14 protein-coding genes are annotated in these 14931 nt (G+C 32.4%); 13 read left to right on the forward strand and 1 reads right to left on the reverse strand.

Features of this window, described 5'->3' with window-relative positions; genetic code table 11:
- The first annotated feature begins 258 nt into the window (after nt 1–258).
- The 11 genes from CIW83_RS01230 (at nt 259) to CIW83_RS01275 (ending at nt 11858) form a co-directional block, all read left to right on the forward strand.
- Nucleotides 259–1341 (forward strand): NlpC/P60 family protein, encoded by a 1083-nt coding sequence (locus CIW83_RS01230; protein ID WP_094898850.1) that lies wholly within the window; start codon nt 259–261, stop codon nt 1339–1341.
- 187 nt (nt 1342–1528) lie between these two features.
- Complete coding sequence (ric, locus tag CIW83_RS01235; RefSeq protein ID WP_094898851.1) at nt 1529–2248, forward strand: iron-sulfur cluster repair di-iron protein; 720 nt, start codon at nt 1529–1531, stop codon at nt 2246–2248.
- A 228-nt stretch (nt 2249–2476) separates the two neighbouring features.
- A complete protein-coding gene (locus tag CIW83_RS01240) occupies nt 2477–3835 on the forward strand; it encodes an HdeD family acid-resistance protein (RefSeq protein ID WP_094898852.1) in 1359 nt (452 codons plus the stop codon).
- Between the two features lie 285 nt (nt 3836–4120).
- Entirely contained in the window at nt 4121–5062 is a 942-nt protein-coding gene (locus CIW83_RS01245; protein WP_094898853.1) for an ABC transporter permease, read from the forward strand.
- On the forward strand, nt 5062–5910 hold the full coding sequence (locus CIW83_RS01250) for an ABC transporter permease (protein ID WP_094898854.1): 849 nt from the start codon (nt 5062–5064) through the stop codon (nt 5908–5910). Before CIW83_RS01245 ends, CIW83_RS01250 begins: the two co-directional genes overlap by 1 nt.
- A 13-nt stretch (nt 5911–5923) precedes the next feature.
- Entirely contained in the window at nt 5924–6736 is an 813-nt protein-coding gene (locus CIW83_RS01255) for an ABC transporter ATP-binding protein (protein WP_201259621.1), read from the forward strand.
- A complete protein-coding gene (locus tag CIW83_RS24730; protein ID WP_201259628.1) occupies nt 6733–6894 on the forward strand; it encodes an oligopeptide/dipeptide ABC transporter ATP-binding protein in 162 nt (53 codons plus the stop codon). The genes CIW83_RS01255 and CIW83_RS24730 overlap by 4 nt, the downstream gene beginning before the upstream one ends.
- On the forward strand, nt 6894–7910 hold the full coding sequence (locus tag CIW83_RS01260) for an ABC transporter ATP-binding protein (RefSeq protein WP_094898855.1): 1017 nt from the start codon (nt 6894–6896) through the stop codon (nt 7908–7910). The genes CIW83_RS24730 and CIW83_RS01260 overlap by 1 nt, the downstream gene beginning before the upstream one ends.
- A 137-nt stretch (nt 7911–8047) precedes the next feature.
- Complete coding sequence (locus tag CIW83_RS01265) at nt 8048–9667, forward strand: ABC transporter substrate-binding protein (RefSeq protein ID WP_094898856.1); 1620 nt, start codon at nt 8048–8050, stop codon at nt 9665–9667.
- Between the two features lie 111 nt (nt 9668–9778).
- Nucleotides 9779–10621: a serine hydrolase gene (locus CIW83_RS01270; RefSeq protein ID WP_094898857.1), complete on the forward strand. Its 843-nt coding sequence runs from the start codon at nt 9779–9781 to the stop codon at nt 10619–10621.
- A 502-nt stretch (nt 10622–11123) separates the two neighbouring features.
- A complete protein-coding gene (locus CIW83_RS01275; RefSeq protein WP_094898858.1) occupies nt 11124–11858 on the forward strand; it encodes a TrmH family RNA methyltransferase in 735 nt (244 codons plus the stop codon).
- Nucleotides 11859–12537: 679 nt separating this feature from the next.
- Here the strand turns inward: CIW83_RS01275 and CIW83_RS01280 are convergent.
- On the reverse strand, nt 12538–12783 hold the full coding sequence (locus CIW83_RS01280; RefSeq protein ID WP_094898859.1) for a helix-turn-helix domain-containing protein: 246 nt from the start codon (nt 12781–12783) through the stop codon (nt 12538–12540).
- 103 nt (nt 12784–12886) lie between these two features.
- Between CIW83_RS01280 and CIW83_RS01285 the strand changes: the two genes are divergently transcribed.
- Both CIW83_RS01285 and CIW83_RS01290 read left to right on the forward strand, forming a co-directional pair.
- Nucleotides 12887–13780: a diguanylate cyclase gene (locus CIW83_RS01285; protein ID WP_094898860.1), complete on the forward strand. Its 894-nt coding sequence runs from the start codon at nt 12887–12889 to the stop codon at nt 13778–13780.
- A gap of 202 nt (nt 13781–13982) precedes the next feature.
- Entirely contained in the window at nt 13983–14810 is an 828-nt protein-coding gene (locus CIW83_RS01290) for a MerR family transcriptional regulator (RefSeq protein ID WP_094898861.1), read from the forward strand.
- Nucleotides 14811–14931: the final 121 nt, after the last annotated feature.

Here is a 14931-nt window from a genome sequence, read left to right on the forward strand (position 1 = left end):
ATTAGATTGAATATAAGAGAGCAATTATGGAGGATATCTGTAATTGTTCTTTTGTTTATAGATTTATTTTTAAGCTTAGATTTTTCAGCACTCATTATAACTAGGATAGTTTTTATTTTGTTTGGCGATCACCAAGTACTGGATGGGCTGGATTAATAAGGAAGGAACAAATCATAGGTTTTTGTGGTAATATGTAAACATTACAAAATGGTTACAGTTTAATTTCTATCACTATACTTTTTAGAAAGGCGGGAACCAATGATAAAAATATTTAATAAGATTAGCCTAGCTTTAATGTTTATAATTGTTGTTATTACTATAAAGCCACAAAATACATATGCTAATTTAGCTTTATCAGAAAATAGAATGAATAATCCAAGTGCTTGGGCGAAAGAGGAAATTGATAAAGCCAAGGAAATTGACCTTATCCCTGAGAGGATTCAAGGAGATTATAGAAATAATATTACACGTGAAGAATTTAGTGAACTTGCTGTATCATTATATGAGATTTTAGGTGGAAAAGAAATTATGCTGGAAAAAGAAAAACCATTTACTGATACACAAAACCCTAAGATCATAATGGCAAACAAATTAGGAATAGTAGCGGGTAAAGAAAATGGCATATTTGCTCCTAATGAAAACATTACTCGAGAACAAGTGAGTGTAGTTATATATCGTACCTTACAAGTAGCGAAACCAAAATATAGTTATTCAGATTTATATGAGTATAAATTTCAGGACTACAATTTTATTTCTCCATGGGCAAGGGAAGCTGTAGGTTATTTATATGGTGTAGAAGTTATAAGCGGAGTTGGCGACGACGGATTTAATCCTAATGGATATACTTCTCGGGAAGAAGCAATAGTTCTTGTAAAAAGAATGTATGATAAAGTTTTAGCATCTGAGAGAGCTTCAAGAAATGGTTTAACCGTATCCAGAAGTGCTGCCGTAAATAGGCAAGAAGATTCTTTAATGGCAAAATTGAAAAACCTTGTACCCAAGGAGTTGGGGAAGCCCTATAAATGGGGTGGAATAGGTCCTAATAGTTATGATTGTTCTGGTTTGGTCTATTCTTTATTTGCAAAACTGGGAATAGAATTACCAAGAACATCACAATCTCAAGCCAGTGCTGGAGCCTATGTATCAAAACAGGATTTACAATACGGAGATATAGTGTTTTTTGCAAGGAATGGTAAGACTATAAACCATGTAGGTATATATGTAGGAAACGGTGAATTTGTACATGCTCCTCAGTCGGGAGATGTAGTAAAGATAACAACACTTATGTCGGGATACTATGCAAATAGTTACTATACGGCAAGGAGGGTTCTCCCTCAATAGATTCTATATAAGCTAATATATATAAAAACTGTTGTTAAAAAATAAAAAAAGTCCAAAATTTTGACCTAGGTCAAGGTAATCTCATTTAATCTCTTCTATAATTAAATTATAAGATAAAAGACATAATACTATTATAAGAATAAATTTAATAGTAATGTCTTAGCTTAGATAAATTGGAGGAATGGAAATGAGTAAGTTCAGTAGTTCCCAAAGGATTGGTGAGATAGTAGCCAAGTTTCCAAAAGCTGCAGATATATTTATTGAAAATAAAATAGATTTTTGCTGTGGCGGAGATAGATCATTGATTGTAGCTATAGAAGAAAAAGGGCTTAGTGAAGCAAAGATACTTGATGATTTAAATAAATTATATGAAGAGTTTGAAAGTAATTTAGATTCCAAAGACATAAACTGGCAAGAAGCACCTATTAGTGAATTGGTTGAGTATATAATTAATAAACATCATGCATATCTCTGGGATGAGCTTCCGAGGATTAGCAAACTGACCACTACAATATTAAAAGTCCATGGACAAAGTCATCCAGAGCTATCAAAGGTCCATAAATTATTTAATACACTTAAGATGGAGTTGGAAGAACATTTAAATAAGGAAGAAACGATGCAATATCCAGCAATTAGAGAATATGCAAGAACTAAGTCTTATGCTGATTTAGAAAGAGCTATAAATATAATCAACGAATTAGAAAAAGAACATACTGGAGCAGGCGATATTCTTAAGGAATTAAGGATAGTAACTGATGATTATAAAATTCCTGATGATGTATGTCCTACTTTTGAGTTAACATATGAAAAACTACAAGAAATGGAATCAGACTTATTTAAGCATATCCATTTAGAAAATAATATATTATTTCCAAGGTTAAGAGAATTGTTTGAAAACAAAGCTTAATTTTAGATAATTAGAAATTAAGTAAAAATAAAAATATCAGTGAACTCACTGATATTTTTTATTTTTATTTAATTATTATAATGGAATATTTCTAGAGTTTTCTTTTGTTTTATAGAAGGACTGTCTATTATGATCTATTTTATAATATAATGTAGAAAGGGGTATCTATTATATAAATTAGAAATAATTAGAAATGTATTAAAAGATATATTAGGCAGGTGAAGATATATGGACATTAAGTATTTAAAGATAAGGGATATCGATATTTTTTCAATGATTTTTTCAGGACTTCTATACTTAGGTCTTGGGATAATATTTTTAACACAAAAGAATATCCTTATGTTTGCAGTAAGAGGTCTATTAAACCTATTAGTGATACTCTTTGCCATTATAGCAATGTTTCAGCTTATAGGTTTCACACCTCTTAGAAAAAAACGACTTACTGCTATATCAAGGTTATTTGGGTTTGCAGCTAATTTAGTAATGGCGTTAATCATTTACTTTAGCCCTGAAGAAGTAGTCTCAGTCCTTCCTATAGCCTTTGGAATTTATGCTTTTTTTAGCGGAATTGTTAGATTTTTGATTTATTTGCAATATAGGAAAAATAAAGTACCTAGAAGGATTTTTATTTTAGTAGGTGCAATTGTTTTAACCTTTTTTGGAATAATGATGGTTACTAAACCTTTAGCCTATCTTGTACCTCTTTCAAATCTAATAGGAACATTTTTTATATTCTATGGATTTACCTTTCTTATGGATGGATTATTGGAAGGACTTCCTTTAGAAACAAAGAACTCCTTTAAAAGAAGGTTTAGAATAAGTCTTCCTGTTTTTATGGTGGCTCTTATTCCCCATAAGATTTTAATGGAGATAAATAAGGCTTTTGAAACAGAAGAGTTGAGTCAGAAGGATCTAGTTTATTTCAAAGAAAATACTCCTTGTGATTTAGAGGTTTTCATCCATGTAGCAGAAAAAGGAACTTATGCCTTTGGCCATGTTGATATTTGGTTTGAAGGGAAGATTATGACCTATGGATGTTATGATGAATCTACATTTAAGTTAGGCGGACTTATATCTGATGGGGTTTTAGTGGAAATTGAAGATAAAGAAAAATATATAGCCTTTTCTCAATCTCATTTAGGGAAGACCCTTTTTGGTTTTGGACTTAAATTGACAAAGGAGCAAAAAATAAGAGTTAGAGAGAAAATAGAGGAGATTCATGAGAACTTATATGAATGGAAGCCTAAAAGTAGAATAGATGAAGAAATGGGTATAAGACCTGAGAAACCATATAAAGATTATTCCAGCATACTATATGAAAACCTTAAAGGAAAGTTTTATAAATTCATGAAAGGTCCTTTTAAAACTTATTTTGCTATGAACACAAATTGTGTTCTTCTGGCAGATACTATAGTTGGTCAAGCAGGAATAGATTTAGTGAAAATTCAAGGATTAATTTCTCCAGGAGCATATTTTGAGTATTTTAATAGAGAATTTTTAAGGAAGAATAGTTTTGTAGTATCAAGAACAATTTATTATGATTTAGAAGGGCAGAGGAAAAGGAAGCTATCAGGAAGAAAATGGTGAGGACCAATATTAAATTAATAGAAAAGATTATTCATCACAGATGATGAATAAACGGGAATGTAAAAGGGATGTAAAACATCCCTTATTTTTTTTGAAACTCTAAAAAACTGAGAATATTCAATAACTTCTAAATGGCATGAAAATTGCAACAATAATTGATGTAATTAAATAAAGATACATTCAGTTATAGGGAAGCTTTTCTATCAATTGCTTTGGAGAGTAGGATTTGCTTTATGAATTTAATGTCCCATATGAGGGCAAGTATACTAATAAGGAGATGATCTGTTGAGAGACTATATAATCAGGCGATTAATTATTGGAGTATTTCTTGTGTTTGTAGTAACAGTGCTGGTATTTAGCATGCTTCATCTTATGCCAGGAGATCCCATTGATCTGCTAGTTGACAGAAAAGTTCCACCCGAGCGACGTCAGGCAATGAAAGCCGAGTTTGGACTTGATCGTCCTTTATCCGAACAATATTGGAAATGGATAAAAGGTATAGTTACCAAAATGGACTTTGGAATTTCACTTAGGAATAGACAGCCAGTATGGGAAATGATGAAAATGCGAATTCCCATAAGCCTTAAGCTATGCGGTTGGATTCTCCTAATGGAAATACTAATAGCGGTACCTTTAGGTCTATTTTGTGCTTATAAAAAGGATACATTTATTGATAGGATTATAGTGAATATTACACTTTTGCTAACTGCCGTTCCTGGATTTTGGATTTCAGTTTTGTTAATACTTGTATTCGGTGTAAAGCTAAAATGGTTTCCTCTTAGTGGATATGAAACATCAAAGCATTTTATACTTCCTATTGCTAGTGGTGTTATAGGAAGTTTGGCAGGTACTATACGTCTTACTAAGAGTGAAGTTTTGGATGTTTTTCGTGAAAAATATGTACTTACAGCTTATGCGAAAGGATTGTCAGAACGTAGGGTAATGATAAAACACGTGCTTCGCAATGCTTTGATACTTATAACTGTTTTAGTATTTATGTCTATTCCTTGGTTGATTTCTGGTGCAGTTATAACTGAGAGAATTTTTGCCATACCAGGTATGGGAAGTTTAATGATAAATTCTATTGTTCAGCAGGATTATGCTGTTGTACAGGGTTGTGTTCTAGTGATTTCATTGCTTACTGTTATATCTAATATAATTAGTGATATTATTATAGGATTATTAGATCCAAGAATAAGAGTTTCGATTTCGGGAGGTGATCGTTAATGAATAGTAGTCCAGCAAAGGAGTTTTTTCAATCAAGTTGGAAAAATATTAATTTTATGGTAGGTATTATAATCCTTATTAGTGTAGTCATATTGGCTATTTTCGCAGAAGAGATAGCTCCTTTTCCTTTTGATGAGGCTCATAAGGAGGCAGTACTTCAAGGGCCTAGTAGAACCTATTGGTTTGGCACAGATGATTTTGGACGGGATATGTTTAGCCGTATCATTAATGGAACGCGTATAACCCTAAAGGTTGCACTTCTGGGTGCGGCCATTCAGCTTACTCTTGGAGTGACTATAGGTCTTATAAGTGGGTTTTTTGGAGGAATAGTTGATAAGATATTGATGTTCATAGTGGATGTTACTTGGTGTATACCAGGCACCATATTAGCATTGGCAGTTGTAACAGTCCTAGGTAAAGGTCTCACAAACTCTATTATAGCTATATCTCTCGTGAATTGGGCTAGTTATGCAAGGACTGTGCGTGCTAAGACTATGGCATTAAAAAACATGGCATTTATAGAAACTGGTATAGCTTTTGGTGAAAAACCAATGGCCTTGATGTTTAGATATATATTGCCTAATGTCATTCCGTCACTTATAGTTTTGGTGTCCATGAATCTTCCAGGAACTATAATGTCCACTACAACTTTGAGTTTTCTAGGACTTGGATCTCAGCCACCATCTCCTGACTGGGGTCTTGCCATTGCTCAAGGTATGAAATACATTAATCGTGCACAATGGATGAGCATCTTCCCAGGAATTGCACTAGTATATACAGTGTTAGGATTTAATCTATTGGGAGAGGGATTACGTGACTTGCTTGATCCGCGTCTCAATTCCCAATAAGGAGGTATAAGAAATGAGTGAAGAATTATTAAGGCTAGATAATCTTAGTATAGAATACAAGGTTAGGGGGGGATATCTTTCCGCTGTAAAGGATGTTAATTTGACAATAAATCGTGGCGAAATCTTTGCGATTGTAGGTGAGTCTGGCTGCGGGAAATCTACAATTGCACATAGCATAATGAGATTGCTTCCTGATCATAATGAGCGCATAAGTGGAGGTATATATTTTAAGGGAGAAAAGCTAAATGACATGACTGACAATCAGATGGAAAAAATTCGTGGGAAGCACATTGGCATGATATTTCAAAATCCATTAGATTCTCTTAATCCTGTATATACTACAGGAGCACAGGTGGCTGAGGCTATATATATGGACAATAAAAATCGTCTAGAAGTTTGGGAGCAGGTGGTGAAACTCTATCGAGATGTAAAGATGCCGGATGCTGAAAAACGTGTTCATAGTTTTCCTCATGAGCTTTCGGGAGGAATGCGTCAAAGGGTAATGATTGCTATGATGCTTTCACGAAATCCAGAACTTTTAATAGCAGATGAGCCTACAACGGCTCTAGATGTTACTATAGAAGCGCAAATACTTCAAATAATTGAGGAATTAAAAAAGAAATTTTCTACATCTATAATGCTTATAACCCATAACTTTGGCTTAGTTGCCGAGGTTGCAGATAGGATAGGAGTTATGTATGCCGGGGAGATAGTAGAGCAAGGAGATGTATTTCAGATATTTGAAAATCCAATGCATCCCTATACACGACTTTTGATGAAGCATTACCTCGTAAGACCAAGTTTCAGGGAAGGCTTCAAACCATAGATGGAGCAGTACCTAGACTTACAGATGTAAAGCCAGGCTGTCGCTTTGCTAACAGATGTCCTCTGGCAAAGGATATATGTTTCAGTGTTGACCCACAGACTAGAAATGTCAGCAAAGATCACTTTTTCCGCTGTCATTTCGGAGAGGAGGCCCTTTAATGAATAAAGCTGTGAATGTTTGTACTAATACTAAGGAACCGATGATAGTTATTGAGGGGTTGAAGAAGTATTTCACAATATCAGAGGGGATCTTCGGCAGAAAAAAACAGATGGTTAAAGCTGTTGATGATATTAGTTTAACTATTAATAAGGGAGAAATAGTGGGAATTGTTGGAGAATCTGGTAGCGGGAAGACCACCCTTGCTAGGGTAATACTTAATCTCACTAGGCCGACGGAAGGTTCAGTTATGGTAGATGGTATAGATATGAGATGTGCTACTAAGGAAGAAGAAAAGCGTCTTCGAACAGATGTAGCTGTAGTATTTCAAGACCCAGCATCAAATCTTAATCCTAGGCAAACAGTTGCAAGTTCCATTATGCGACCTATGATATTACATGGGAAATCTAAGAAGGAAGCTATGGAGAAGGCTAATGAGGCACTTGATATGGTAAAAATGGATAGAAGGTATCTTAATAGTTATCCTCATCAACTTTCCGGGGGACAACTTCAACGCATAGCCATTGCTCGTGCCTTAGTTCTCAAACCAAAGATAATGATTTTGGATGAACCTACATCAGCTCTTGATATTTCAGTTCAGGCACAGATACTCAATTTACTTTTGGATTTGCAGGAGGACATGGGGTTGACATATGTGGTGATAACTCATGACCTTAATGTTATACGATATATAAGTGATAGAGTTGCAGTTATGTATCTAGGAAAGCTAGTAGAATTCGGTCCTACAAGTGAGGTAGTGGATAAATCTAAGCATCCTTATACTAATGGACTTATGGCGGCATCACCCATACTTGACCCTAAGCTTAGGGGAGAGAAAAAAGAGCTAATGGGAGGGGATCCAGGTAGTCTCATAAATTTGCCAGATGGCTGTCGTTTCAGTTCACGCTGTAGGCAAGTCACTGATCGTTGTAAAAATATGACCCCTAGGAATTATAATATTAACTCTAATCATCAAGTATCTTGTTTCATTTACGAAGGACAAATGGAAAGTATTTAATTTTATTACTTTAGTAAATTCAGATAGTTATTCTTGATCGAATTATAATTTTCTAGTTAAATGCTGGATGATTATATATTTAGGACCAAATGCTAATGCGTTATGTCTGAGATTATTATATAAGGAGGAACAAAGAAATGAAAAAGAGATTTTTAGTTCTGTTAATGGTCATGATTATGGTAATTAGTGCTGCTGGATGCTCTAAGGAGCCAGCTTCTAATGGTGAATCCAAGGATACTTTATCGGGAGAGCCAATTGGACGCAAGACATTAACTCTGCATGATAGCGAATGGATGGGAACTGACTTATTCCGTTGCTCTAGCTGGTATACTTCCCAAAACCTGGTTTCAGATACTTTCTTGATTCAAGATCCTAAGGATCCATCTAAGCTCCTTCCAAATATATGCTCTGATTATAAGGTAAGTGAGGATGGAATGAGTTTCCGTTTGACATTTCCAGAAGGCATGAAATTTGCTGATGGCACTCCTTTAGGACCTGAGGATTTTATTGCATCAATTGAATATGGGCTTGAGGATAGAGATGGTGACGGAGAACCTGACTCAGATTGGGGCTATGGATATAGTAATATTAAATCCATGGAGGTAGATGGTCGTGATGTCATTTGCTATCTTAGTGAGTATCGATCTGACCTAGAATATTTTCTTACACAACCTTTTATGGGAATTATAAGTAAAAAGCAGCTTGAATCAATGTCTCGTGACGAACTTCTCTGGGGTGCCCTTCCATATGGTCAGTTTTATGTTGATGAGTTTATTCCTGGTTCCCACGTTATACTTAAGCCTAATCCTTATTACATGACTTCCAATCCATTGGTGGAGAATAAGGGAGCCTCTAGGCTTGAATCTATAACTGTTAAGATGGCGGATGTAGAAGCATTTACTCTCAATACCGGTATAAAAGAAGGAGATATTGATATATTAACGGGTATCAATATGGAGCAATATGCTGAGCTTTCAGGAGCTGATGATATAATGATATTAGATGTTACTTTCCCTAATATTGAATATTTTGAGCTTAATCAGGATAGCAAGCATCTTAGTGATATTCGCGTCCGTAAGGCTATTATGAAAGCTCTTGATCGAGATGCTATGGAGGTTATGTGCCAAGGTTCATTTAAGCCTGAGTATGCTATGATTACATCTGTTATGCAAAATTATAGTCAAAGGGCTGAAGAATATTTCAAAAAAAATCTTTCTAATGATGTAGAAGGTGCAAAGGCTCTATTAGCTGAAGCAGGATATACAATAAATAGTGACGGATTCCTTTATAAAGACGGTGAAAAACTTAGCTTTAATTTCCTTGCCCGTTCTTCGGGAACAAGCGTTACCGTTGCACAGGAATTACAGCTTCAACTTAAAGAGATCGGTATAGACATGAGTATTGAGACTATTGACTGGAACTATATATATGAGAAAATAAATGCAGATGATTATGATGCTGGAATAGAAGTGCTTCAATGGGGAGAGCCAATTCTTATCTTAAACTATTGCTACTATGACCTTAATAGCAAATCTAAGGAAGGATTCCAAGCATACAAGGATTTGGTAAATCAATGTGTAAATGAGCCAGACTCTGATAAACGTACTCAATTGATTTCTGATATTCAGATGAGTATATTTGAGGATTGTGCAATGGTTCCACTTTATTCCGATGTAGAATACTGTGCTTATCGAAATGATATTGAGGGCCTTCTTGTTACAGAGAATGGCAGTATTTATTATAACGATATAAAGTAAGATGATTTTTTAAAGCAGTGACGAAGAGGTAAGGAGTGATATTTATATTTGAGATTACTCCTTTACCTTTATTATTATATTTCTATAATATGAAAAAACAAGGAGGCTTTTATGAATAAGTTATCATTAGAATCGAGAATCAATGCTGAGGTTTATAATTTTAGTGGAAGAATAGGATTATATGCAAATGATTTTAAAGGAAATATAATAGAGATTAATTCAGATGATAAATTTGAAACAGCTAGTACTATTAAAGTTTTTGTATTAGCAGAATTATATAAGCAAATACATGAAAATAAAATAAATCCTCATAAAATTTTAAAATATGAAAAGGAAAATTATGTTGTAGGAAGCGGGATATTAAGAGACTTAGACTATGGAGTAGAGATGACAGCTAAGAGTTTTGCAACTCTTATGATTATAATTAGTGATAATATTGCGACTAATGTTTTAATAGATTTACTAGGAATAGATAATATAAATAATACCTGTGCAGATTTAGGTTTAAAGGATACTATCCTCCACAATAAAATAGATTTTGAAAAATACAGTAAGCTAGGAACTACTACTCCAAGAGATTATGGAAGATTTTTTGAGTTGTTATATAAAAAAGAATTGTGGAGTAAAGAAGTTAGTGAGGAAATGATCGACATATTAAAAAAACAACATTATAATACAATCTTAACAAGGGATTTGCCCCAGTACTTCTTAGATTCAGAAAATACTGGTGATGAAGAGTTAATTTCTATTGCTTCAAAGAGTGGTAGCATGGATGCCTGTAGAAATGATGGTGGAATAGTATATACACCTTATGGCGGTTATGTTATATCTTTATTTACAAAGGACTTTGTTGATAATTTATATTATAATGACCATGAATCCTATAGATTTGGCGGAAAAGTAAGTAGATTAATGTTTGACCAATATATATCATTAGAAGGCCGTTTCAAATAGACAAAAGGTATCAGCGATTTTACCATATTGGCTAACTAGCAAAAACATATTTTGGTATAGATACGGATTGTATTTTGTTAGAAAATGTTACAGATGATTAGACAGGAATAGACTTAATGAAGTTCAATAAATATAAATTCCCTGTAGTATTTGCAAGCTAACTTTTGTAAGTATTTCTGGGAATTTTATTTTATGCCATTAGATTTTTTTATTAATTATCAAAATACTTGTAATCCGTTGAAAATGAGTATAATCTATAGTTGAAACATTATATATTAACAGTAATAAAACTTCTTATTAATCTATTGAGAAATTTAACCATACGGAGGTGATTCTAATGGCAATAAATTTTGGCATTACGCTGGGCGCACTCCATGCAAAGTCTATTGATAAACAGACTGCGAGCTTTGCATGGAGGTTAGATGTCGCTCTGTAATATAATTCTGTTTATTATTTAGGCTTTGCATCCTTAAAAATCATAATATTTAAGGAGCGGGTCTATATGAAAAACAAATTAGCTTTAAAACCATATAAAAAGGATTTTGAGTATTCCTATACCTATGGTGCATATGCAACCTATGAATTGATAAAAACTAAGCCTGAAATTGTCAAGGCAGTTTATATCCATTCCAGTTATTCTGATAAGGCGGAAATGGAGAGGTTCTGCAAAGATAATAGAATTCCCTTTCTATATGATGATAAAAGTTTTATAAGAATAAGTCAGAAAGAAAATATTTATATTATAGGAGTTTTTGAAAAGCATTCATATGTTTTAGAAAAAACAAAACCTCATATAGTTCTTGTAAATCCAAGTGACATGGGAAATATTGGAACCATAATGAGGACTATGGCAGGGTTTAATGTATGTAATCTTGCAATAATTACTCCTGCTGCAGATATATTTAATCCCAAAACTGTAAGAGCTTCTATGGGGGCGTTGTTTAGGATTAAGTTTCAATTTTTCAGTTCTTTTGAAGAATACAAAGCAATTTATCTAAAACATTCATTTTATCCTTTTATGCTTAATGGAGAAATATGTTTGAATCTTGATAATTGTTCAAAGGAAAATCTTTTTAGTTTAGTGTTTGGCAACGAAGCAACAGGACTTGATGAAAGTTTTTCAAACATAGGTACAAGTGTGAAAATACCTTCTTCAAATCTTGTCGATTCATTGAATTTATCAATTGCCGCAGGTATAGGTATTTTTACTTTTGCAAGTAAAAATGGCTTAATATAAATAACTAATTATTATTTTAACCCCATGCCTAATAATCATAAACTATTAGGCATGGATTGGAATACAAAATAATAAACATATAATTATTAAACCCTGAGGTAATGATAAAAAATTAACATGCCTTAAAAGTTTACTGATGTAAGTATAAAAAATTGTTTTTCCCCATTCCTGTTACTCTTATCATTAAATAAGTTTACATCTCTATAACAGCTAATCCATATACAATTCTAAATATGATAGCTTCATATTTTTATATATTTATTAGTTGATTTTCAAGGATTCGTTAAGTTAATAATGTTAAAATTAGATTTATAAAGGTACCTCTTGCTCTATTTTCCATAATATTCTTCTAACTTTATTCCCATAAAATATATGATAACATTAATATTTATTATTTAATAAAATATATTTTCTATAAAAGATTATAGATATATCTATGCATATATTAAAGATAAAGAAATACAATTTAAATAGTTTAAATTCATTCCTTTCTTTCCATTTTATCTGTTATCCACTTGGAAATTTTATTTTAAGGAAAAACTTTCATGTAATAAAATTAGAATAAAAAATGAGCTAGTACTACAGATGTTGTAGCGTTAAAGAATATGAATAACAAAAGAGGTCGTTATATTTACAAGAATAAGGGTAAATGATATAATGTTCTTTATTAGAACAAGCGCTATTTTTCTAATCCTAAAAGCCAATTTACACTGACATTTAATACTTGAGATAAGGCTGTTAATTCGATATCAGTAATAATTCTTTTTTGCTGCTCTAATTTAGAGATGCTTGCTCTGTCAATATAAACAGCTAATGTTTCGAGTTTTACTGATAGTTCTTTTTGTGTCATGTTGTTTTTTAATCTTGCAGTTTTTACTCTGAAACCTGCGATATTGCGTTCCTTGGAATCTAATACTAATTTCATAATCATCACCTTCTGTTCTTTATTGGAACAATTGTATTTTATATGAAGTTATACAACAATACGTTCTAATGAAGAACATATTATAAATTTGGAGGCTACAGTAATGTACAAAGAAGACCTTGAAATTAATGGGATAATTCAAATTATAATGAATCAGGAACATAGGATTTATTATAGTAGTATTGACAATAAAAGAACTTATAATTACCTAAAAAAGTTAAAAATTTTAGAGAATTTACCTATTGATTTACATGTTCAGTATGCTACAGGAGATAATTTTATAGGTATTGATAAGTTTTATATTTGTGATGAACTTTATTACATAATTATAATTAATCCGAAATCATCTAAATGCTGTAATTGTAGTAAAACACTAATAGATGATGTTACAGGTTTATATAGTAGGAGTTATTGGGAACAGATTAATAGTGAAATTCACTGTCACCTTAGTTTCAAAGATCTTTCTTTAATATTAATAGATATAGATAATCTAAAAAAGATTAATGATAGTTATGGACATCTAGAAGGAGATAAGGCTATTAAAGTAGTTGGGCAAGCCATTCAAAAGAGCATAAGAAAAGAAGACATAGGTATACGATATGGTGGGGATGAGTTCATAGTTTTACTTTTAAGCCAGGATAAAAATGCTGTAGATAAGGTTATAAAAAGGATTAGAAGACAAATTTATAAGCAAACAGTAAAAGAAAACATAGATATTCAAATTAGTGCAGGAGTGGCCTCAAATAATGATTTTTACAATATGGAAGATATTATAAGAACAGCAGATAAAAATTTATATAAAGAGAAAAAAATGAAGAAAAGTGAGAATCGAGAAAAAATGGATACTTTAAAAGAGCTAAAAGAACAGATTGAAGTAATGAGAGATGAGTTAAATAAGCAAGTTATAGAAAAAGATAAAGTAATGAGCAATGAGGATATATTAGAATTAAGTCAAAAGCTAGAGAAATTAATTGTAAAATATTTGAAAGATGCATAGGACGAATATTCATAAAGATCAAAAAATAATATATCGAGATAATGCCTCGATTTACTTTTTGAATATTATTTAAGAGAAATAATCCCTAATAATTTTAATTAAAAATATCTAAACATTTATTAAATTTATATTGACTCTCCTAGTACAGGAGGGTTTATTATTTATATGAGGACCTCAAAATATACATGTATAGGTGATTGAAATGTTTAAAATTGGAGATTTTGCTAGACTAAATAGAGTGACTGTTAAAGCACTAAGATATTATGATAGCCTTGGTTTGTTACAGCCAGAGAAAATTGATTCCTTCACAGGATATAGATACTATTCAGCAAGCCAGATGCCTAGACTCAATCGAATAGTTTCCTTAAAGGATATAGGATTTTCCTTAGATGAGATTGCTTTGATTCTAAACAGCAATATGGATTCGAAACAAATACAAATTCTCTTGGAGTTAAAGCATTCGGAAATCTCAGACAGAGTGAGAAGTGAACAAGCAAGATTAGATCGTATTGAAGCTTTTATTAAAATATGTAAACAGGAGGCGTATATTATGAAATATGACATTGTGTTAAAGGAAGTTGAACCTTTGAAAGTTGCCACATTGAGAGATACTATTCCATCCTATAGTGAACAGGGACATTTATGGGAAGAATTAGTAGAACATATAGAAAAATACGGTGTCAGGATAGTTCCACCATGTATGGTTATATATCATAATACAGGTTATAAGGAGGAATCAGTTGATGCAGAGGTAGTTGAGCCAATAGATGAAGACCTGCCTGATACAGAAAGAATTAAGGTTAAAGAACTTGAGGGAATAAAAGAAATGGTATGTGTCGTTCACCAAGGTTCATATCAGACTCTTCATATGGGCTATAATGCCATATCAAAATGGATTGAGGAGAATAAGTATGAAATAGTTGGACCACAGAGGGAATTATATTTAAAGGGGGAGTGGATTACTTCTGACCCTAATGAATATATTACTGAAATACAATTTCCAGTACGAAAAATAGAATCCTACAACTAATCAAAAATCTTTGAATAATTAAAATAGTTAAGTTTAATAATTATAGAGATTCCTTGGATAGAGATTACGTATCCAAGGAATTTTTATAACGAATAGAAAAGTTCTGCTTTAACATTCCATA

The organism is Tissierella sp. P1 (assembly GCF_002266425.1).
In the GTDB taxonomy this organism is placed as follows: Bacteria; Bacillota; Clostridia; order Tissierellales; family Tissierellaceae; genus Tissierella; species Tissierella carlieri.

Bases quoted from the DNA above. Each gene is read 5' to 3' on its own strand.
- CIW83_RS01230 (WP_094898850.1), top strand. From the start codon at position 259: ATGATAAAAATATTTAATAAGATTAGCCTAGCTTTAATGTTTATAATT.
- ric (WP_094898851.1), top strand. From the start codon at position 1,529: ATGAGTAAGTTCAGTAGTTCCCAAAGGATTGGTGAGATAGTAGCCAAG.
- CIW83_RS01240 (WP_094898852.1), top strand. From the start codon at position 2,477: ATGGACATTAAGTATTTAAAGATAAGGGATATCGATATTTTTTCAATG.
- CIW83_RS01250 (WP_094898854.1), top strand. From the start codon at position 5,062: ATGAATAGTAGTCCAGCAAAGGAGTTTTTTCAATCAAGTTGGAAAAAT.
- CIW83_RS01255 (WP_201259621.1), top strand. From the start codon at position 5,924: ATGAGTGAAGAATTATTAAGGCTAGATAATCTTAGTATAGAATACAAG.
- CIW83_RS01260 (WP_094898855.1), top strand. From the start codon at position 6,894: ATGAATAAAGCTGTGAATGTTTGTACTAATACTAAGGAACCGATGATA.
- CIW83_RS01265 (WP_094898856.1), top strand. From the start codon at position 8,048: ATGAAAAAGAGATTTTTAGTTCTGTTAATGGTCATGATTATGGTAATT.
- CIW83_RS01270 (WP_094898857.1), top strand. From the start codon at position 9,779: ATGAATAAGTTATCATTAGAATCGAGAATCAATGCTGAGGTTTATAAT.
- CIW83_RS01275 (WP_094898858.1), top strand. From the start codon at position 11,124: ATGAAAAACAAATTAGCTTTAAAACCATATAAAAAGGATTTTGAGTAT.
- CIW83_RS01280 (WP_094898859.1), bottom strand. From the start codon at position 12,783: ATGAAATTAGTATTAGATTCCAAGGAACGCAATATCGCAGGTTTCAGA.
- CIW83_RS01285 (WP_094898860.1), top strand. From the start codon at position 12,887: ATGTACAAAGAAGACCTTGAAATTAATGGGATAATTCAAATTATAATG.
- CIW83_RS01290 (WP_094898861.1), top strand. From the start codon at position 13,983: ATGTTTAAAATTGGAGATTTTGCTAGACTAAATAGAGTGACTGTTAAA.